Below are 21,543 nucleotides of genomic sequence, written 5' to 3' on the forward strand. Positions count from 1 at the left end.
GCCAATACATAAGGCGGCTTTATTCACTTCAGTATTCATCTAAATAGCCAACTACTTATTTATACAAAGCGTGAGCAGCGGTCAATTTTGCTGTACGCTCAGCGGCTTCTTTCTTCACAGCTTCATCTTCCGGATTTTTCAGTAGAAGTGCCATGATGGAAGCAATCTCCTTCATTTCTTCTTCTTTAAAGCCGCGGGAAGTGACAGCTGCTGTTCCGAGACGGATGCCTGATGTGACAAATGGGCTTTCCGGATCGAACGGAATGGTGTTTTTGTTCGTCGTGATACCGACTTCATCCAATACATGTTCTGCGACTTTACCCGTCAAGTTAAGGGAACGGAGATCAAGCAGCAATAGATGGTTGTCTGTGCCGCCGGAAACAATATCAACACCTTCAGCTGTTAAGCTGTCAGCCAAGACATTCGCATTTTTGACGACTTGGTCGATATAATCTTTGAACTCAGGCTGTTGGGCTTCACCAAACGCGACAGCTTTCGCTGCGATGACGTGCATCAACGGGCCGCCCTGAATTCCTGGGAAAATGATTTTATCGATTTTCTTCGCAAATTCTTCTTTGCAAAGAATCAGGCCGCCGCGAGGGCCGCGCAATGTTTTATGGGTAGTGGAAGTGACAAAATGTGCATGAGGCACTGGATTTGGATGGGCACCGGTTGCGACGAGCCCTGCAATATGCGCCATGTCGACCATCAAATAAGCATCGACTTCATCAGCGATTTCACGGAATTTCGCGAAATCCAATGTACGGGAATAAGCACTGGCACCGGCAACGATCATTTTCGGCTTGTGCTCAAGAGCTGCTTGGCGAACGGCTTCGTAATCAAGCAATTGCGTGTCTTTGTCCACACCGTACTCAACAAAATTGTACTGCATGCCGCTAAAGTTGACTTTGCTGCCATGCGTCAAATGCCCACCGTGGTTCAAGTTCATCCCAAGGACTGTATCGCCTTGTTCTAGCATCGCTGTGTACACAGCCATATTCGCTTGTGAACCGGAATGCGGCTGGACGTTCGCATGGTCTGCACCGAAAATTTCTTTCAAGCGATCACGCGCGATATTTTCCACTACATCGACAAATTCACAACCGCCGTAATAGCGTTTGCCTGGATAGCCTTCTGCGTATTTATTGGTCAATACGGATCCTTGTGCATCCATAACTGCCTGAGATACAAAGTTTTCCGATGCGATTAACTCAATATTCGCTTCCTGGCGTTCTTTTTCCGCATTCATTGCTTCATATACTGCCTGATCCTGCGCCTTAATCAATTCCATCTGTCTTTCCCTCCCGTGATTGAAGTACCTGGCGATCGTAGCTTGCACGGGCACCGCCGATCAATTTCGGCCGTGTGGTCGCACTCGAGACGATCGCTTCCCCTACTAGTTTAACAGAAGTCCGCACCGGAACGGCGACTCTTTTTAAATGCATGCCGATCATCGTCTGCCCAATGTCCACTCCGGCGTGGGCAGCAATTTCTTCGACGACGACCGGATCTGTCATATTCATAAAGGCGTAAGCGCTCATTGAACCGCCTGCTTTTGCGACCGGCACTACCGATACCGGTTCCAAGCCATAGCGTTCGGCAGCTGCCCGCTCGATGGTCAACGCGCGGTTGATGTGCTCACAGCCTTGGAAAGCCAGAAATAAGCCATGGCGTTCGGCAAACACACGCAGCGGTTCAAACAAACTTTCTGCAATATCGAGCCCGCCACCTGTACCGATACGTTCACCGGCCACTTCAGAAGTCGAACAGCCAATAACAAATAGTTGGCCTTCCTTGAACGCAATCTGTTGCTCCAATTCGCTAAGAACTTCTTCAAGCTGCAACTGCCATAAGCTTTGCATGCTTACTCCTCCTTAGTTTTCGAGTGCGCTGATTTTCTGGACGCGGTTTTCATGGCGGCCGCCTTCAAAATCGGTCGTCAGCCATGTTTTCGCAATTTCTTTCGCAAGTCCTGGCCCGATAACACGTTCGCCCATCGCGAGGACATTCGAATCGTTATGTTCACGCGTCGCTTTCGCGCTGAATACATCATGTACGAGAGCGCAGCGGATGCCTTTTACTTTGTTTGCTGAAATGGACATGCCGATCCCTGTCCCACAAATCAAAATGCCTTTATCGAATTCTCCGCTGGCGACACCTTCTGCTACCGGTTGTGCATAATCCGGATAGTCGACGGAATCGTCCGTTTGTGGCCCGAAGTCTTTGTATTCAATTCCTAGTTCGTTTAATAAGTTGACAATCTCCTTGCGCAGATTATTGCCGCCGTGGTCTGATGAAATTGCTATTTTCATGATTAACCCTCTTTTCGTTTTCATTTAGCAGACAGCCTTCAAGGCAGCGCCGCCGCTTTTATTCAATTCTAACATTTTTGAACAGTTCCATGTTACTTCCCCGTACCCGCTTTCTGCAACTGAAACCCTCGCGACTCGGCCATCAGAAAGAGCCGTCCTCTAGCACATGCATTTAGGCTCTTGGACAGCTCTTTCCTGTTACTTTTCATCGAATTGATTTGCCATTTTGTCGATCAATTGCTCCAGCTCTTTATAAGTTCTCCGGTATTCATCCAAAGAGCCGCCGTATGGATCGCTGACATCGCCCGTCGAACCTTCTGCAAATTCTTTTACTGTATGCAGTCTTGTTGCCACTTCAGGATAAATTTGCATGAGCATCATCTTGTGTGAATAGGTCATGGTCAAGATCAACTCCGCCCATTCCACGTCACGCGGGTTCAGCGGCTTCGAGGTATGGTCAAATTTGATAGACTGTTCACTCAGCACTTTTCGTGCATTCGCTGACAATGGCGCTTGCCCTGCGTAAATCCCTGCCGAGCGCGCTTCCATTCCCTCGATGTTGCGGGTATGCACAATTGCTTCTGCCATTGGGCTGCGGCATGTATTTCCTGTGCAGACGAATAAAATCTTCATCCAATTCCCCCTTATCCAAGCTTCTGTGCCATCATCTTTTCAGTTCATTGTACTTGCAGGATGATGTCTGTCTAAGTTCTATTATAACGCATTTGATCAAGCTATTGTATGGACGAGGATTGGGCTTGAATGTGTAGAAATCATTGTGGAAAGCTGGATTTGATAGCGAGGTGAAATATTTGTTGATTATTTCATCGTGAAGCAGTCGCCTTCCGCTTGGGGCTGGCCTCCCGCCATAAGCCAAGAAGAGCACTTGTCTTATGGCTTCGGCTCGCCCTTGTGCGCGGTTCGGCTTTTCGATTTCATTGGGTGTTGTATGCGAAGAAGCGTTACTGGTAATTGTCTTCATCCGCTGGTATCGGCGCTTAGCTGGTCTTGATAGTGAGATGAATCGTTCGTTGATTCGTTCATCGTGAAGCAGTCGCCTTCCGCTTGGGGCTGGCCTCCCGCAATAAGCCAAGAAAAACGCTTGTCTTATGGCTTCGGCTCGCCCGTGGACGCGGTTTGGCTTTTCGATTTCATTGGGTGTTGTGTGCGAAGAAGCGTCACTGTTAGTTGTTTTCATCCACTGGCATCGGCGCTTAGCTGGTCTTGATAGTGAGGTGAATCGTTCGTTGATTGTTTTGTCACGAAGCAGTCGCCTCCCGCTTGGGGCTGGCCTCCCGCCATAAGCCAAGAAGAGCACTTGTCTTATGGCTTCGGCTCGCCCTTGTGCGCGGTTCGGCTTTAGATTTCATTGGGTGTTATGTGCGAAGAAGCGTTACTGGTAATTGTCTTCATCCGCTGGTGGGGACGCCTAACTAGACTTGATAGTTATGAAGTTGTCGTGGCTATTCAATTTGAACTTACAAAGCTGAACAAAACTATTCAAACTAATTCCAGTGCCAGATGCATTGATTTGCTTTCTAAAACTAGAGAGGAAGCGGAAAGGGACCGACGCCGGAGGGACCGCGCGGGCTGGCGAGACAAATGTGCCGTGCTCTTTGCGGCACATTTACCGGGCACCCGCCCCATCCCCGGGCAGCTGACAGCGCGACGTCCTGTCGCATCAGATGTATGACTCGCATCCTGCAGGCCCCAAGTGTTCCCTTTGCAACGGAACCTCACCCCTCTGACTTGATTTTAAACACAAAAAAGCCACTGGGAAATTCCCAGTGGCTTTACAGAGTGTTGAAGAAGTCTATTATCCTTAATTAATGAAAAGAGTGGAGACTATTCCACAATGAAAATCAATGAACTCTCCAAGTATTTGGAGAAGTGTTCGCTCGACTCCTATGGGACTAGCGGGTTTGAGAGACCCCGCAGGGAGCGAAGCGAACGAGGAGGCTCGATTCCCGCCCCACGGAAAGCGAGCGATAAACTTCGGAAAATACGACTTTATCACTTTCTCGACAGCCTGAAAAGCCACTGGAATTTTTCCAGCGGCTTTATATACTGTCATTCAATTCGTTTGCTGGCGTCAGCTGAACCATTTATGATCCGCGGCTTTTTCCAGGCGGTTCATCAGGGCAGCGTCTTCGTTTTCCGGCAGCACGCAAGCGAGGATCAAATCGGCATCCGTCTGGTCGCATCTGCGCAGGCTGTCGTACAACTTATCCACAGCAAGCGGGAAGCAATAATCTGCAGCTACGAAATCTTCGCGGCTCAGTACGGCGATTTTTTTCTTTTTACCGTGGATGTGGTCGATTGCTTTTTCGATGAGCTTCCTATTGTGCTCAATCAGATAAAGCGGTGCTTGCGGCGCGTAATGGGCGTATTTCATGCCAGGAGCTTTCGGTGTGTTGCCCTTTGTTTCAGAAGACAAACGGACTGTACCGATCACTTCTTCCAACTGCTCTTTTGTTACTTGTCCAGGACGCAAAATGACTGGCGGTGCGCAAGTCATATCCAACACAGTGGATTCGATCCCGACTTGTGTCGGTCCGCCATCCAAAATGAGTGGAATCTTTCCGTTCATATCAAAGTAAACATGTTCAGCCAAAGTCGGGCTCGGTTTTCCGCTCGTATTGGCGCTCGGCGCTGCGACTGGCCGCTTCAATTGCTTCAATAAGTTTAACGCAACTGGATGATTCGGTACGCGAATGCCTACTGTTGGCAAGCCTGCTGTCACGTTAGAAGCAAAGATATCCGGTTTCGCCTGCATGATTAAAGTCAGTGCCCCTGGCCAAAAAGCATCCATGCATTGCAGCGCTTTTTCAGGAACTTCTTCCACATACTCCAAGGCGGTTTCTTTGGAATCCACGTGAACAATCAATGGGTTATCAGTCGGGCGGCCTTTTGCTTCAAAGATCTTATCGACCGCTTCAGCGTTCATGGCATCCGCTCCGAGGCCGTATACGGTTTCGGTAGGAAATGCGACAACTTCCCCTTTGCGAATATTATCCACAGCTTGTGTGTAATTTTCGTCATTGTTCACATGTTCATCCACAAGAATCGTTTTTGTTTCCACCTAAACATCTCCAGTACAATAAGGTTTTGGTGACAATATCCACATTTTGTGGATAACACCCCTTAATATCAAGTGATTTGTGCACAACTTACTCTAAAATACAAAATACCATGCGGTCGTGTTTGTTGATATCTTTTTTGCAGTAAATCCGGGCATCTGGCAAAGCCTTTTGGAATAAGGCTGTTACAACTTCTCCCTGGCTGCTGCCGATCTCAAGGGCGATGATGCCTGGACGGCCAATCAACTCAGGTACTTGTTCAGCCAAAGTTTCATAAGCCGCAAGTCCTTCGCGATCAGCGAATAAAGCTTGGTGCGGCTCGTATTCACGAACTGTATCAGATAAACCAGATGCTTCATGATGAGCGATATATGGAGGATTGGAGAGAATCATATCCCATTTTCTCCCTGCAAGCGGTGCCGCCAGATCTCCTTTTATGAAATGGACATCTGCATTCAAGGCTTCTGCATTACGCTCAGCCACAAACAAAGCTTCTTCGGAAATATCCGTAGCCATCACTTCTGCTTCTGGCAATTCACGTTTCAAAGTAATTGCAATGACTCCACTGCCCGTTCCAATATCTGCTGCTTGAACTTCATCAGATCCAAATAGCTCACGCTTCAACTTTAAGGTTTCTTCGATTAGTTCTTCTGTTTCCGGACGCGGAATAAGCACAGCCGGTGATACTTGGAAAGTTCTTCCGTAAAATTGTTCAACACCCGTTAAATGTTGGACGGGTACACCTTCAACCAGTTCTTCGACATTTGCCCAGAAGGCTTCAAATTGACGATCTTCGATTTGGTCGCGCATTGCTGCGACCAAGCCGGAATAGTCCATCCCCAGTTCATGCTGCAACAGAATGCGGGCTGGCGTTCCTTCACGTCCGTGTTGCTTTAAATAGTTAGTTGCTTGCTCCAAGGCTTCGTAGACAAATTCCACTGTCGTTAAGGTATTAACTTTGTTCATTATTCAAGCTCTCCATCCTCGTTGATTGTTCATCGATCACCAGGGCGTCAACAATTTCATCCATTTTACCTTGCAAGATTTGGTCTAGCTTCTGGATGGTCAAACCAATACGATGGTCCGTCACTCGATTTTGCGGGAAGTTATAAGTGCGGATGCGCTCGGAACGGTCACCCGTACCGACAGCGGATTTACGTACGGAATCATATTCTGCTTGTGCTTCTTGCTGGAATTTTTCATAAACACGGGCACGCAACACTTTCATCGCGCTCGCTTTGTTTTTAATCTGTGATTTTTCATCTTGGCATGTAACAACGATATTGGTTGGTAAATGCGTTAAACGCACAGCAGACATTGTCGTGTTGACTGATTGCCCACCTGCACCTGATGATGCGTAGGTATCGACGCGGATGTCATTGTCGTGGATATCAACTTCGACTTCTTCCACTTCCGGTAAACACGCGACCGTTGCTGTTGACGTATGGATGCGCCCGCCCGATTCGGTTTCAGGAACACGCTGTACGCGGTGTGCACCGTTTTCGTATTTCAGTTTGGAATAAGCGCCTTTGCCAGCTACCATAAAGACCAATTCCTTAAATCCCCCGATTTCCGTCGTATTCGAATCCATGATTTGTACTTTCCATCCATTAGCTTCCGCAAAACGGGAATACATTTTGAACAGATCGCCTGCGAACAAGGCCGCTTCATCGCCACCAGCTGCACCACGGATTTCCATAATGACGTTTTTATCATCGTTCGGGTCTTTCGGAATCAATAGGATGTGGAGGCGTTCTTCCAACTCTTTTGAACGGCCTTCGAGTTCCGCCACTTCTTCTTTAACCATTTCACGCATATCAGCATCCATTTTTTCTTCAAACATCGCTTTGGAATCGGCGAGTTGCGTTTGGACATCTTTGTATTCACGGTAGGTTTCCACCGTTTCCTGCAAATCGGATTGTTCTTTCGAATAATCGCGTAGCTTATTCGTATCACTGACAATATCCGGGTCACTCAACATTTCGTTGAGACGGTCGTATCTGTCTTCGACAGACTGTAAACGGTCAAACATTGTTTTCACCTCTAGTTTCTTCTATATAAATAGTACTTATAACTTTACATTTCCCTACATTCAGCAAAAATGCTTCGCTTTCCTGCGGGCGAGCGGGAGTCTCCGCAATTTTGCTTCATTTTGCTTAGGTTTCAGACATTTATTCTGTAACCGTAACACCCGCTGGAACTTCGTGGTGATGGCGGCAGCGCGGTTCGTAGGCTTCGGATGCGCCCACTAGGATAATCGGGTCATCCGAACCGGCAGGCTTGCCGTCGATCAGGCGTTGTGTGCGGCTCGCGGGGGATCCGCAGACGGTGCAAACAGCCTGCAATTTTGTTACTTGTTCTGCAATAGATAGTAGGGATGGCATCGGACCGAACGGCACGCCGCGGAAGTCTTGGTCGAGTCCTGCGACAATGACACGGAATCCGTGATCTGCTAATTGTTGGACATGGTCAACAATTTCCATATCAAAAAATTGCGCTTCGTCGATAGCGATGATATCAAACTCGTCGCTTATATATTCTTTCATTTCGCCGGAATGGCCGATTGGTAACGCAATGACAGTGGTTCCGTTATGGGAGACTACTGCTTCCTCACTATAGCGGTTGTCCAATTTCGGCTTGAATACTGCAATTTTCTGCTTGGCAAATTGCGCACGGCGGATACGGCGGATCAATTCTTCCGATTTCCCGGAAAACATGCTTCCGCAGATCAACTCGACCCATCCAGTCTGTTTCATGACGTACATAGTGGAGACCCCTTTCAAACATTCACTGTTAGTATCATACCAAAAATGTTGGTAATGCCTATCATTTTTTTGCTATGTAATTGATTTTTTCCGTTATACGGCGAAAAAAAATACCCATCCGGCGTTTTCGCGACGGACGGGTATAATGGTGACTTAGTTGTTGATTTCTTCTTTGAGACCGTATTTTTTGTTGAAACGGTCTACGCGGCCATCTGCAGCTGCGAATTTTTGACGTCCAGTATAGAATGGATGACATTCTGAGCAAAGCTCAACGTTAATGTTTTCTTTTACTGAACCAGTTTCGAATGAGTTGCCGCATGAGCAAGTCACCGTTGCTTTTTTGTACTCTGGGTGAATACCTGTTTTCATAATATTTTCTCCTCCCGCCCTGAACCATCTGGAACAGAGTTTAATCTATTTAGCCTATTGCCTTACACGGCTCGTTAGGTCGTATATGCAATAGTACTGTTTTGTTTCACTCTTATAATCATAGCAAAACTTAACTGCTTTTGCAAGCAATCAAATCGGCTTTCGTGATGTACGTGATGATTTACCGTCTCTTGGCAATTGACTGAAAAACTCTTCATTCGTCTTCGAATGGCTAAGTTTTTTCATGAAACGCTCTGTAAAGTCTGGCGCATCCGAAAAGGTTTTGCGGATAGTCCATAGTTTATCAAGTTGTTCCGGTTTCATCAACAATTCTTCCTTGCGAGTTCCTGAACGGCGGATATCCAGCGCCGGGAAAATGCGGCGTTCCGCCAAACTGCGATCTAAATGCAGTTCCATATTGCCGGTGCCTTTGAACTCTTCGTAAATGACTTCGTCCATGCGTGAACCGGTATCAACGAGCGCCGTTGCGAGAATCGTTAAACTGCCGCCTTCTTCGATATTACGCGCAGCCCCGAAAAAGCGCTTCGGGCGGTGAAATGCAGCAGGGTCGATCCCGCCTGATAGCGTTCGCCCACTTGGTGGAATCACTAAATTATAAGCACGCGCCAAACGCGTAATCGAATCCATCAAAATGACGACATCGCGCTTATGTTCAACGAGGCGCATCGCACGTTCGAGAACCAGCTCAGCTACTTTGACATGATTTTCTGGAACTTCATCAAAAGTTGAGGACACCACATCAGCGTCAACAGAGCGTTCAATATCCGTCACTTCTTCTGGGCGCTCATCGATTAACAGGACAATCAATTCTGCTTCCGGATGGTTTGTCGTGACAGCATTGGCAATTTCTTTTAAGAGCATGGTTTTTCCGGCTTTCGGCGGCGCCACAATCAATCCACGCTGGCCGAATCCGACGGGGGAGATGAGATCCATAATGCGCGTAGATAAATGTTCCGGCCCGGTCTCTAATAAGATATGACGATCCGGATACAATGGTGTCAGGCCTGGGAAATGGACGCGCTCTTTCGCGACTTCCGGGTCTTCACCGTTGACTGCTTCTACTTGAAGCAGGCCAAAATAACGTTCGTTTTCTTTGGGTGGCCGAACCTTGCCGGATACTTTATCCCCATTTCTAAGGTCGAAACGGCGGATCTGGGAAGCAGAAATGTAAATGTCCTGCGAACTTGGTGAATAGTTGATTGGGCGAAGGAAACCGAAACCTTCCGATTGAATGATTTCCAAGACACCTTCCATGAAAAAGAAGCCTTCCTGTTCTGCACGGGTTTTGAGAATGGCGAAAATCAATTCTTTTTTTGTCAGTTTGCTGTAATTATTTAATTTATATTCTTTCGCCAAGTTATAAAGTTCTTTGAGCGTCATATTTTCCAAAGCGGAAATTGTCATCGTTGCCATCTAGTTGGACACCACACTTATCATTAGTTTCGATTTTTTGGGGGAATTTCGATTGTTCTGGAGTCATTAAAGAAGGAGCCCGGCATAAAGCCGGACTCAGGTTTGGAGTATAGAAATTAATCTTTCATGACAAGATCCGGTTTTTTCTTAAGGCTATGGCGCCCCTCGACAAAACGGACCGTGCCGGATTTAGCGCGCATGACCAAGGTATGGCTTTCTGCAAAAGCACCTTTCAGCTGGACACCCCGAAGAAGTTCTCCGTCTGTAATCCCAGTCGCTGCAAAGATCGCATCGTCACCTTTAACCAGGTCATCCATCATCAACACTTTATCGACTTCAAGGCCCATATCTAGGCAGCGTTGTCTTTCCTCTTCATCCTGAGGCATCAGTTTCCCTTGAAATTCTCCTCCGAGACACTTCAAGCCAACTGCCGAAATAACCCCTTCCGGAGCTCCGCCGATCCCGAATAGGATATCGACACCCGTTTGGTCGAAAGCTGTGTTGATAGCACCGGCAATATCGCCGTCGGTAATCAATTTGATACGAGCTCCCGCTTCACGGATTTCCTTGATGATTTGTGCATGGCGTGGTCGATCAATAATGGTTGCAACCAGGTCTTCGATATCTTTGTTTTTCGCTTTGGCTACCGCGCGTAAATTATCGATGACCGGAGCGTTGATGTCAATTTTGCCGACAGCTTCAGGGCCGACCGCAATTTTGTCCATATACATATCCGGTGCATTGAGTAAATTCCCACGATCTGCAATTGCCAATACGGCAATCGCATTCCAGCCGCCGGCAGCGACGATGTTCGTACCTTCTACCGGATCGACTGCCACGTCCACTTCGGGGCCGTCGCCTGAACCAAGCTTTTCGCCGATATAGAGCATCGGAGCTTCATCCATTTCGCCTTCGCCAATAACAACGGTTCCACGCATCGGGATCGTATCGAATACAGTGCGCATCGCTTCCGTAGCCGCATCATCTGCTTCATTTTTCAAGCCGCGGCCCATCCATTTAGAGGAGGCAATCGCTGCCGCCTCTGTAATCCGCACTAATTCCATCGAAAGACTTCGTTCCATCATTCATTTCCTCCGTTCACTCTTTAAATATGCCATTTATATTGTAGCATATATAGAACACTCATTAGAGAGTCAATTCACGTCTGAACTGAGGTCGGACGACTTGCCGCTTGCTACCGGGTCAATAGTTTCACGGCGAATGTCAGCGCCTAAGCCACGCAGTTTTTCAATGATGTTTGAGTAGCCGCGTTCGATGTGATAAATCTCCCGCACTTCCGTTTCACCTTCAGCAAGCAAGCCAGCGATAACCAGTGCAGCGCCTGCACGCAAATCGGAAGCAACAACGGTCGCTGCAGTCAATGGCGTCGGCCCGGTAATAACAGCAGCACGCCCTTCGACACGCCCAACCGCATTCATGCGGCGCAACTCATCAATATGTTTGAAGCGCGCCGAATAAATCGTGTCGGTAATCATGGAAGAGCCATGCGCTTGTGTCATCAAGACCGAGAACGGCTGCTGCAAATCGGTCGCAAATCCTGGATACACCAAGGTTTTCACATCAATTGGCTGCAAGTTTTCGGTTTTCGGAATGTGGATCGATTCTTCATCCTCTTGTACTTCGACGCCCATTTCACGGAGCTTCGCAGTCAAAGCTTCCATATGAAACGGAATAACGTTATCGATCGTTACACCGTCACCAGCTGCTGCCGCCATGATCATGAAAGTACCGGCTTCAATGCGGTCTGGAATGATGGTGTGATTGGTACCATGAAGTTCATCCACACCTTCGATACGGATGACATTGGTACCGGCACCCTTAATTTTCGCACCCATATTGGTGAGAAGCGTCGCGACATCGATGATTTCCGGCTCTTTCGCCGCGTTTTCAATCACCGTCTGCCCTTTCGCACGAACCGCTGCAAGCATGATATTGATTGTTGCGCCTACGCTAACAACGTCTAGATAAATTTTTGCGCCGCGGAGTTCGTCAGCACGCAAATAAATCGCACCGTGCTCGTTGGTCACTTTTGCACCTAGCGCTTCGAAACCTTTAATATGCTGGTCGATTGGACGTGGCCCGAGGAAACAGCCTCCTGGCAATCCAATCGCAGCGTGTTTGAAACGCCCGAGCATTGCGCCCATCATATAGTAAGAAGCCCGCAATTTTTTGACGTTGCCATTTGGCAAAGGCATGTCGATCATTTCTGTCGGATCGATTTGCATGACGCCGTCTTCAAATGTGACAGAGCCTCCGATTTCTTCCAAAATATTTTTTAATGTCCAAACATCGGAAATTTCCGGCAAGCCTTCAATCGAAACCGGCGAATTTGCCAAGATCGACGCCGGGATGAGTGCTACGGCGCTGTTTTTGGCGCCGTTGACTTTGATCGTCCCGGATAGGCGTTTGCCGCCTGTTATTTTATAAACGTCCATTGTATTTCTCCTTTTCCCTGTCAGCCTTATTTCACAGAGCGTGTTTCCCAGTCGGCTAGGAATGCTTCGATGCCTTTATCCGTTAACGGATGTTTGAACATCATTTCAAGCACTTTCATTGGCATCGTGCCGATATGCGCACCGTTAAGCGCGGCTTCCGTTACGTGTTGCGGGTGACGGATTGAAGCAGCGATGATTTCTGAATCGATTTCATGAATTGCAAAAATCTCAGCAATTTGTGCAATCAAATCCATGCCGTTATGTCCAATGTCATCTAGGCGGCCAAGGAATGGAGAAACATAAGCTGCTCCAGCACGTGCTGCAAGAAGTGCTTGGTTGGCGCTAAAGATCAATGTAACGTTGACTTTTTTGCCTTCTCCAGCAAGAACCGCACATGCTTTCAAGCCTTCCGGAGTCATCGGCAATTTCACTGTGATGTTTGGCGCAAGTTCAGCCAATTCACGACCTTCTTTGATCATGCCTTCTGAATCAAGGGCGATGACTTCGCCACTGATCGAACCATCGACAAGATCGGCGATTTCTTTCAGGCGGTCATGAAATGAAACATCTTTTTCTTTTGCGACAAGCGATGGGTTAGTAGTAACACCTGAGAGAATGCCCCAAGCGTGCGCTTCTTTAATCTCGTCGAAGTTTGCTGTATCAATAAAAAATTTCATGAATGATTTCCTCCTATATGTGGAAAAAGAGACGGATCCGCCTCTCTTCCTAAGTTATTATGAATTTGCTTGTTGTGAACTACCGAAATCGCGCATTTTGCCGATGACAGTCGCTTTGATAGCATCACGTGCTGGCGTCAAGTATTTACGTGGATCGTAGACGTCTGCATCAGATGCCAATTTTTCACGGATGGCTTTTGATGCCGCCAATTGGCTTTCCGTGTTGACGTTGATTTTTGATGTACCAAGTGATACTGCACGTTGAACATCTTTTAACGGGATGCCTGTTCCGCCGTGCAAGACAAGCGGCACGTCACAAAGTTGTGAAATTTCTTCCATTTCAGCAAATCCAAGGTTTGGTTCGCCTTTATATGGCCCGTGGACCGATCCAAGCGCTGGCGCTAGGCAATCGATGCCTGTTTGTTCTACGAGGGTTTGGCATTCTTTCGGATCGGCGTAAATGACGCCTTCTGCGATGACATCGTCTTCTTGTCCGCCTACTATACCGAGTTCTGCTTCCACAGAAACACCTTTAGCGTGAGCGTACTCAACCACTTTGCGTGTGATTTCAATGTTTTCTTCGAATGGATGATGCGATGCATCGATCATCACTGATGTGAAACCTGCATCGATCGCTTCTTTGCATTTTTCAAAACTGGAACCGTGATCTAAATGGATAGCGACCGGAACGGTGATATTGTAATCATGCATCAGGCCTTTTACCATATGTACGACAGTCGTAAATCCACCCATATAGCGTGCTGCACCTTCTGAGACGCCGCAGATGACAGGAGATTTTTCTTCCTCCGCCGCCTGCAGGATCGCTTGTGTAAATTCCAGGTTGTTCAGGTTAAATTGCCCGATGGCATAACCTTCCTTCTTACCTTTTATCATCATTTCTTTCATCGAAACTAATGGCATTATAATTTTCCTCCTCAGGGTAGGCACAAGCCCAATATCTTTTTCACTATATCAAAAATGGCGCCATTTCGCCACTCGCTGGCGATTTAATCGCTAATCAATTCACTTACAGCATCGCGCAGCTCGAAAACATCGAAAGGTTTGGTGAAATAACGCACTACTCCCCAATTCATCGACTCCTCGATCACGCCCATTTCACCGTAAGCCGTCATCATGATCACCTTGCAATCATGCTGCCTTTGCTTCAGCTGCTTGAGTAATTCGATGCCATCCATACCGGGCATCTTCATATCCATCAGCACCATATCAGGGCACTCCTCTTCCGTCAGTTCCAATGCTTCTCTGCCACTGCCTGCAATCCACGTCTCGTACCCCTCACGCTCAAACACTTCTTTCAATAAAAGGCGGATGCCTTGTTGGTCATCTACTATCAGAATCCTTTTCACTTCAGCCACTCCTTTTCACCTTTTATGGTGAACCTATTTGAAAATATTGATGACACCAGTGACGAGCCGCAAAAAGCCTTCCCTAAAAATAGGGAAGGCTTTTGCCATCTAAACGATGTCGGCCTTCCAGGAAATGAAGAGGCTTTTCACATGCTAATTACTGGTTATTCAATGATGCGCGAATAAATTCACGGAACAATGGTTGCGGACGGTTCGGGCGCGAGATGAATTCCGGGTGGAACTGGCACGCGACGAACCACGGATGATCAGTAACTTCGATGATTTCAACCAAGCGGCCATCCGGGCTGGTGCCTGTGAATTTGAATCCGGCTTTTTCAAACTGCTCACGGAATTCATTGTTGAACTCGTAGCGATGACGGTGTCTTTCGTAAACGAGTTCTTCCCCGTATGCTTCATAAGCTTTCGAAGTCTTGTCGAGCTTCGCTGGGTATAGGCCGAGACGCAAAGTCCCTCCCAAGTCTTCGACGTCTTTTTGCTCTGGCAACAAATCGATAACCGGATACAACGTTTTCGGATCGAGTTCAGACGAATGCGCGCCGTCCAAATTCATGATATTGCGCGCAAATTCGACAGAAGCAAGCTGCATCCCGAGGCAGATACCGAAGAATGGCACTTTGTTTTCACGCGCATATTGCGTAGCAAGGACTTTTCCTTCTACACCGCGGTCGCCGAAGCCACCAGGTACAAGGATTCCGTCGCAGTCCTGAAGCGTTTCCGCTACATTTTCTGCGTTGACGTGCTCCGCATTGATCCAGTCGACTTCAATATCGGAATCAAATGCGAAACCGGCGTGTTTCAAGGATTCCACGACAGAGATATAAGCATCTTGAAGTTCTACGTATTTACCGACAAGGCCAATCTTCACGGATTTCTTCAAAGATTTCACTTTCTCGACAAGTTCGTTCCATTCTGTCATGTCCGCTTCCGGTGCTTCAATGCCGAAATGATCCAGAACGATTTGGTCCATGTGTTGCTCCTGCAAACGAAGCGGCATTTCATAGATGACATCGACATCGCGCGACTCGATGACTTCTTCAGACTTGATATCGCAGAACAAGGCGATTTTATCTTTCATGTCCTGTGGTACAGGGTGTTCTGTACGCACGACGATCAAGTTCGGCTGAATGCCGAGGCTGCGCAATTCTTTTACGCTGTGTTGCGTCGGTTTTGTTTTCATTTCTTTGGCTGCGCCAAGATAAGGAATGAGCGTACAGTGGATGTACATGACTTCGTCACGGCCGAGGTCCGAACGCATTTGGCGAATGGCTTCGAGGAATGGCAACGATTCAATATCGCCAACCGTCCCGCCGATTTCCGTGATGACAACGTCTGCTTGAGCCGTTTTCGCTGCACGCAACAAGCGGTCTTTGATTTCATTTGTGATGTGTGGAATGACTTGAACCGTTCCGCCCAAATAATCACCGCGGCGCTCTTTTTGGATGACCGTCGAGTAGACTTTCCCCGTCGTCACGTTCGAGTATTTGTTCAAATTAATATCGATAAAGCGCTCGTAATGTCCCAAATCCAAATCTGTTTCCGCGCCGTCATCTGTGACGAACACTTCTCCGTGTTGGTAAGGGCTCATCGTGCCTGGGTCAATATTGATGTATGGATCGAATTTCTGGATTGTTACGCTAAGTCCGCGGTTTTTCAGCAAGCGGCCAAGAGATGCGGCCGTGATTCCTTTTCCTAATGATGAAACCACTCCACCTGTTACAAATATATACTTTGTCATGCTCTGTTTCCTCCTCGAGTAATGAAATAAAATGTGATCGTTCCACGTCATGCAGTCCCGAATCGCGTTCAGCCAGAAAAAGCTTTGGCCATCCTAAAAGGCGGATGGCACATTGATTTGCCGCCAGATAGCAGCACTAAAAAATAAAAAGCGCTCCTCCTGCAATGCGTGCAGGGGGAGCGCGTTAGCTATACGAATCATCTCTCCTATTTTAAGGAGCCCAATAAAATCTTATCCTGTACAGCCGTTTCCGTCAAGGTGAAAAAAAGTTCAGACTACTTGAGCCCATCCTCTTCTTCTTCCTCTTCATCGTCTTCCTCTTCATCGATGATGTTGCCATCAAGGTCTTCAACGAGTACGCCGACGTCTTCTACTTCGTCCACATCGTCGTCATCATCGGTTGAATCGAAATCAAGATCAGCGACCGGTGCTTTGACCGCCACTTCATCTTCATCATCGTCGTCATCATCGTCATCCGAAGAAACCTCGCCATCATCTTCGCCGAAGTCTTCAAAATCAAGTTCGTCTTCCAACTCAAGATCCATGTCGTCGAAATCATCATCTGTCGATTTCGATTTCTTTTTCTTGCGAGCTTTAACCGTTGGTGCAGATTCTTCTTCAATCTGCTCTACCGGGTACCACTCACGAAGGCCCCAGCGGTTCTCGCCAAGGATCAGAAAACGGCCATCGATGTTCATATCAGTGTAATACTGTGCAAGATGCGCTTTCATTTCTTCTTCAGAAAGCCCGATCAATTGCTGCAATTCAGCAACCAGCTCAGAAAAAGTCTTTGTTTCTTTCGTTTCTTCCAAAATGGCATATGTTAAGTCGACGAACGACTCTTCTAGCAATTCTTCTTTCGTTAATTCACGGATGTTCATTCGTGCACGTCCCTTCTTGTATCGTAACTCTATCCATTATATACAAAGTCGTTGCTGTCCGCTACCGAGATTTCTTTTTTCTGCGCGCAAGCTGAACCCAGCCAAAATAAAAAAAGTAGGCAGACAAGATTAAAAATGGGATCGAACCGAGCGCTTTATTGTATAAAACAATCAGCAACACGACCGCGACCATAATGATGGCGTAATGGGCAGCTTTGGGCATGGCGTTATCCAGCTCTTTTCTTTAGAGTTTCAACTTCTCCTATTATAACGGACTTGTCCCGTCAAATCGACCGAAGTGCCAGATGATTCTATTTGTTGCTATGGTGATGAATGAAATCTGTCGAGCACTGGATGTAGGAAATACTAAGTAGAAGAGATTCCGCTACAAGGGGACGCTTTAGGCCCGCAGGATGCGGGTCATGCAGCCGATGCGACAGGACGTCGCATTTTCGGCTGCCCGGGGGCCGGCTTCAGCCGCTTCCCTCGCTAACGCTCAGTCCAGGGTCTTCAGCTCGTCCTGATCCCTCCAGAGTCGCCCCTTTTCGCTCCATCTCTAGTTTGAGAGAAGAATTAAGATTTGTCTCTCAATGAATTAAGCTTCAAGAATCTTGAACTGCTTCGTAGATTCAAATTGAACAGATATAAAGCATCTCTGAAATTACCAAGTCTAACTAAGCGGCTCCACTAACGGATGTAAACTATCGAATGCCACACTTCCTCGCATGCAACATCCAATGGAATCTAAAAGCCGAACCGCGCACAAGGGCGAGCCGAAGCCATAAGACAAGCGTTCTTCTTGGCTTATGGCGGGAGGCCAGCCCCAAGCGGGAGGCGACGACTGACAGTTGAAAGAATTAACGATCCACACATCTCGCAATCCAGTCCAATTAAGCGTCGCTACCAGCGGATGAAGTTAACTAACAGCGACACTTCCCCATATGCAACATCCAATGAAATCTAAAAGCCGAACCGCGCATATGGGCGAGCCGAAACAATGAGACGAACGTTCTTTTCGGCTCATTGTGAGAGGCCAGCCCCAAGCGGGAGGCGGCTGCTTCGTAATGCAATGATCAACGAACCACCCATCTCGCTCACTTCTCCAAACTCCAGTCTAGCTAAGCACGGATGAAAGCACATGCTCAAGCATAAAAAAATCCCCTCGCCCGGTTAAAGGCGAGGGGATGGGATCTTACATGTTTCTGCGATACTGGCCGCCTACTTCGTAGAGGGCTGACGTAATCTGGCCAAGACTTGCGACTTTAACCGTCTCCATCAGCTCTTCGAAAATATTGCCGCCTTCTTTCGCCACTTGTTTCAAGCGCTGCAACGCTTCATCTGAAGGATTGCGCTCCTGGAACGCACGCAAGTTGTTGATTTGCGTTTCTTTTTCTTCTTTCGTTGCACGGGCGATTTCCATCGCGTTGATGTCATCGTCCGATTGCGGATTCGGGTTCAAATACGTATTGACCCCAATGATCGGCAATTCGCCGGTATGCTTCTTCATTTCGTAATGCATGGATTCTTCCTGGATCTTGCCGCGTTGGTATTGTGTTTCCATCGCGCCAAGAACGCCGCCACGGTCGTTGATGCGGTCGAATTCCGTCATGACCGCTTCTTCAACCAATTGCGTCAGCTCTTCCACGACGAATGCGCCTTGCAATGGGTTTTCGTTTTTCGACAGTCCGTGCTCTTTTGTGATGATCATCTGGATGGCCATCGCGCGGCGCACAGATTCTTCTGTCGGCGTTGTGATCGCTTCATCGTAAGCATTCGTGTGAAGCGAGTTACAGTTGTCCTGAAGTGCCATCAATGCTTGCAGCGTCGTGCGGATATCGTTAAAGTCAATTTCCTGTGCATGCAAGCTTCGGCCAGATGTCTGGACATGGTATTTCAGTTTTTGGCTGCGTTCGTTTGCGCCGTATTTATCGCGCATAACGATTGCCCAAATGCGACGAGCAACGCGTCCGATGACCGTGTATTCCGGATCTAAACCGTTCGAGAAAAAGAACGATAAGTTCGGTGCGAAATCATCGATGTTCATGCCGCGGCTCAAATAATATTCCACGTAGGTGAAGCCGTTCGACAAGGTGAACGCCAATTGCGAAATCGGGTTCGCGCCCGCTTCTGCAATGTGGTAGCCGGAAATCGATACCGAATAGTAATTGCGTACTTTATGGTCGATAAAGTATTGCTGGATATCGCCCATCATGCGCAGCGCAAATTCTGTCGAGAAGATGCATGTGTTCTGCCCTTGGTCTTCTTTCAGAATATCCGCTTGAACCGTTCCGCGAACAACTTGCAACGTGCCTTCACGCACTTCGGTGAATTCTTCGACTGTTAATGTGCGGCCGAGCTCTTCTTCTTGTTTTTTCACTTGCTGGTCGATAGCCGTGTTCATGAACATCGCCAGGATGATCGGCGCCGGCCCGTTGATGGTCATCGATACCGAAGTGGACGGTGCACATAGATCAAATCCATCATATAGTTTCTTCATGTCTTCCAATGTACAGATAGAAACACCAGACTCGCCGACTTTTCCGTAAATATCTGGACGGTAATCCGGGTCTTCTCCGTAAAGTGTCACGGAATCGAATGCTGTAGACAAGCGTTTCGCATCGTCACCTTTTGACAAATAATGGAATCTTCTATTTGTCCGTTCAGGCGTTCCTTCCCCTGCAAACTGGCGTTTTGGATCTTCCCCAGCCCGTTTGAACGGGAACACGCCTGCTGTATACGGGAACGCCCCCGGTACGTTTTCTGCATAAACCCAGCGCAAAATTTCACCGTAATCCTTAAATTTCGGCAAAGCAACACGCGGCACTTTAATGCCAGACAAACTTTCTGTCCGCAGCAAGGTCCGCAGTTCTTTGTCACGGACTTTCGTGACCAATTCATCACCTGCGTAGTCTTCCTGTAGGGAGTTCCAGTTATCAAGAATGCGCTTCGATTCAGCCGTCAATTCGTCACGGACCCCTGTGGCGAGTGATTCCAAAGACTGTACCAGTGCGTCATCTGGCGCGTTTTTCTGAACTTCCTCGATTGCGCCTTCTAGTTGGAACAAACGGCGTGCGAAACCAGCCTGTTCTGCACTCTTTGCATGATACCCACGAACCGAATCCGTAATTTCCCGCAAATAATAGCGACGGTCGTTCGGAATGATCAAGTTTTCTTTTTGGGTCTTGGCAAATGCCTCATAGCTCGTTTCCCAGTCCATATCGCATTTTTTGTTGACGGTTGCGACAAGAGCTGCAAACAATGCGTTCGTGCCTTTATCGTTGAACTGGCTTGCAATCGTGCCGTAAACCGGCATGTCATCCAAGTCATTCTCCCATAGCAAATGGCTGCGCTGGTATTGTTTCTGGACTTGGCGCAATGCATCTTCTGAGCCTTTGCGTTCGAATTTATTGATGACGATCAGATCGGCGTAATCGATCATGTCGATTTTTTCGAGCTGTGTCGGCGCACCGAATTCACTCGTCATAACATACATCGATACATCCGAAATGCTGGCGATTTCAGCATCCCCTTGCCCGATGCCGCTCGTTTCGACGACGATCAAATCAAATCCTGCCGCTTTTACAACATCAAGCACATCACCAATTGCTGCGGACAATTCTGTTCGGGATCCGCGTGTCGCGAGACTTCTCATAAAGACACGTTTATTGAAGATGGCGTTCATGCGGATGCGGTCGCCAAGCAGCGCTCCGCCCGTTTTTTGTTTCGTCGGGTCAATCGACAAAATAGCGATTTTTTTATCAGGAAGTTCAGTGAGGAAGCGGCGAATCAATTCATCCGTCAATGAACTTTTTCCGGCTCCGCCCGTTCCGGTAATCCCAAGAACCGGCGTGTTTTTCGATTTCTCGCGGACCGCTTTCATCAAGTCGCCCGTATCAAGATTTCGCGTATGCGCTTCTTCTGCAGTCGTAATGACATTAGCGAGCGCCACTGGGTTTTCCGCAGACAACCCGTCTAGCGAAACGTCTTCTTTGGCTGTTGAGAAATCACATTCCTCAACGATTTCTGCGATCATGCCTTGCAAGCCTTTTTTGCGTCCATCTTCAGGCGAGAAGATGCCAGCGATGCCATAATCTTCTAGTTCACGAATTTCACGCGGCAAAATGACGCCTCCGCCACCTCCATAGATATGGATATGCCCCGCTCCACGTTCTTGAAGCAAATCATGCATGTATTTGAAATACTCTACATGGCCGCCTTGATAAGACGAAATGGCGATTCCTTGGACATCTTCCTGAATCGCTGCATTGACGACTTCCTCAACTGAGCGGTTATGTCCGAGATGAATAACTTCGACGCCATTTGCCTGTAAAATCCGGCGCATGATATTGATCGATGCATCATGGCCGTCAAACAGGCTCGATGCCGTAACAAACCGGATATGATGCTTCGGCTGGTACGTGGTGTTTTCTTGTATAGTAGCCAATA

19 protein-coding genes are annotated in these 21,543 nt (G+C 47.8%); all 19 read right to left on the reverse strand.

Translation table 11 applies throughout. The features are described 5' to 3' along the window. Positions 1-55 precede the first annotated feature (55 nt). The 19 genes from AY633_RS04855 to icmF all read right to left on the reverse strand — a co-directional run bounded on the left by AY633_RS04855 (position 56) and on the right by icmF (position 21,541). Complete coding sequence (locus AY633_RS04855; protein WP_068487003.1) at positions 56-1,291, reverse strand: serine hydroxymethyltransferase; 1,236 nt, start codon at positions 1,289-1,291, stop codon at positions 56-58. Next, positions 1,278-1,862: a TIGR01440 family protein gene (locus AY633_RS04860; RefSeq protein ID WP_068487005.1), complete on the reverse strand. Its 585-nt coding sequence runs from the start codon at positions 1,860-1,862 to the stop codon at positions 1,278-1,280. The genes AY633_RS04855 and AY633_RS04860 overlap by 14 nt, the downstream gene beginning before the upstream one ends. A 12-nt stretch (positions 1,863-1,874) precedes the next feature. Next, positions 1,875-2,312, reverse strand: coding sequence for a ribose 5-phosphate isomerase B (gene rpiB / locus AY633_RS04865; protein WP_068487006.1), 438 nt, complete (start codon positions 2,310-2,312; stop codon positions 1,875-1,877). Positions 2,313-2,510: 198 nt separating this feature from the next. Continuing rightward, positions 2,511-2,945 (reverse strand): low molecular weight protein arginine phosphatase, encoded by a 435-nt coding sequence (locus AY633_RS04870; protein WP_068487007.1) that lies wholly within the window; start codon positions 2,943-2,945, stop codon positions 2,511-2,513. Positions 2,946-4,404: 1,459 nt separating this feature from the next. Further along, the gene (locus AY633_RS04880; RefSeq protein WP_068487009.1) at positions 4,405-5,394 is read right to left on the reverse strand and encodes an L-threonylcarbamoyladenylate synthase; all 990 of its coding nucleotides are present in this window, start codon (positions 5,392-5,394) and stop codon (positions 4,405-4,407) included. Between the two features lie 88 nt (positions 5,395-5,482). Further along, on the reverse strand, positions 5,483-6,358 hold the full coding sequence (prmC, locus tag AY633_RS04885; RefSeq protein ID WP_068487011.1) for a peptide chain release factor N(5)-glutamine methyltransferase: 876 nt from the start codon (positions 6,356-6,358) through the stop codon (positions 5,483-5,485). After that, positions 6,345-7,424, reverse strand: coding sequence for a peptide chain release factor 1 (gene prfA / locus AY633_RS04890; RefSeq protein WP_068464182.1), 1,080 nt, complete (start codon positions 7,422-7,424; stop codon positions 6,345-6,347). Before prfA ends, prmC begins: the two co-directional genes overlap by 14 nt. 139 nt (positions 7,425-7,563) lie before the next feature. Next, positions 7,564-8,157 (reverse strand): thymidine kinase, encoded by a 594-nt coding sequence (locus AY633_RS04895; RefSeq protein WP_068487012.1) that lies wholly within the window; start codon positions 8,155-8,157, stop codon positions 7,564-7,566. A gap of 153 nt (positions 8,158-8,310) precedes the next feature. Further along, complete coding sequence (gene rpmE / locus AY633_RS04900) at positions 8,311-8,526, reverse strand: 50S ribosomal protein L31 (protein WP_058382951.1); 216 nt, start codon at positions 8,524-8,526, stop codon at positions 8,311-8,313. Positions 8,527-8,676: 150 nt separating this feature from the next. Further along, entirely contained in the window at positions 8,677-9,960 is a 1,284-nt protein-coding gene (gene rho, locus AY633_RS04905; RefSeq protein WP_068487013.1) for a transcription termination factor Rho, read from the reverse strand. A gap of 116 nt (positions 9,961-10,076) precedes the next feature. After that, entirely contained in the window at positions 10,077-11,042 is a 966-nt protein-coding gene (gene glpX / locus AY633_RS04910) for a class II fructose-bisphosphatase (RefSeq protein ID WP_068487871.1), read from the reverse strand. A 72-nt stretch (positions 11,043-11,114) separates the two neighbouring features. Continuing rightward, the gene (locus AY633_RS04915; protein ID WP_068487015.1) at positions 11,115-12,416 is read right to left on the reverse strand and encodes a UDP-N-acetylglucosamine 1-carboxyvinyltransferase; all 1,302 of its coding nucleotides are present in this window, start codon (positions 12,414-12,416) and stop codon (positions 11,115-11,117) included. A gap of 26 nt (positions 12,417-12,442) precedes the next feature. Continuing rightward, positions 12,443-13,093, reverse strand: a complete 651-nt coding sequence (gene fsa / locus AY633_RS04920) for a fructose-6-phosphate aldolase (RefSeq protein ID WP_068464197.1) — start codon at positions 13,091-13,093, stop codon at positions 12,443-12,445. 57 nt (positions 13,094-13,150) lie between these two features. Further along, the gene (locus tag AY633_RS04925) at positions 13,151-14,014 is read right to left on the reverse strand and encodes a class II fructose-bisphosphate aldolase (protein WP_068487016.1); all 864 of its coding nucleotides are present in this window, start codon (positions 14,012-14,014) and stop codon (positions 13,151-13,153) included. Between the two features lie 86 nt (positions 14,015-14,100). After that, the gene (locus AY633_RS04930) at positions 14,101-14,460 is read right to left on the reverse strand and encodes a response regulator (protein WP_068487017.1); all 360 of its coding nucleotides are present in this window, start codon (positions 14,458-14,460) and stop codon (positions 14,101-14,103) included. A 157-nt stretch (positions 14,461-14,617) separates the two neighbouring features. After that, a complete protein-coding gene (locus AY633_RS04935; protein WP_068487019.1) occupies positions 14,618-16,216 on the reverse strand; it encodes a CTP synthase in 1,599 nt (532 codons plus the stop codon). 275 nt (positions 16,217-16,491) lie between these two features. Continuing rightward, positions 16,492-17,097, reverse strand: coding sequence for a DNA-directed RNA polymerase subunit delta (gene rpoE / locus AY633_RS04940; RefSeq protein ID WP_068487021.1), 606 nt, complete (start codon positions 17,095-17,097; stop codon positions 16,492-16,494). 61 nt (positions 17,098-17,158) lie between these two features. Then, entirely contained in the window at positions 17,159-17,320 is a 162-nt protein-coding gene (locus AY633_RS16570) for a hypothetical protein (RefSeq protein WP_167358172.1), read from the reverse strand. A 969-nt stretch (positions 17,321-18,289) separates the two neighbouring features. Then, complete coding sequence (icmF, locus tag AY633_RS04945) at positions 18,290-21,541, reverse strand: fused isobutyryl-CoA mutase/GTPase IcmF (RefSeq protein ID WP_082799184.1); 3,252 nt, start codon at positions 21,539-21,541, stop codon at positions 18,290-18,292. Between the last annotated feature and the right edge of the window lie 2 nt (positions 21,542-21,543).

The sequence above is a fragment of the Planococcus maritimus genome (assembly GCF_001592825.1).
Classification (GTDB): Bacteria; Bacillota; Bacilli; order Bacillales_A; family Planococcaceae; genus Planococcus; species Planococcus maritimus_C.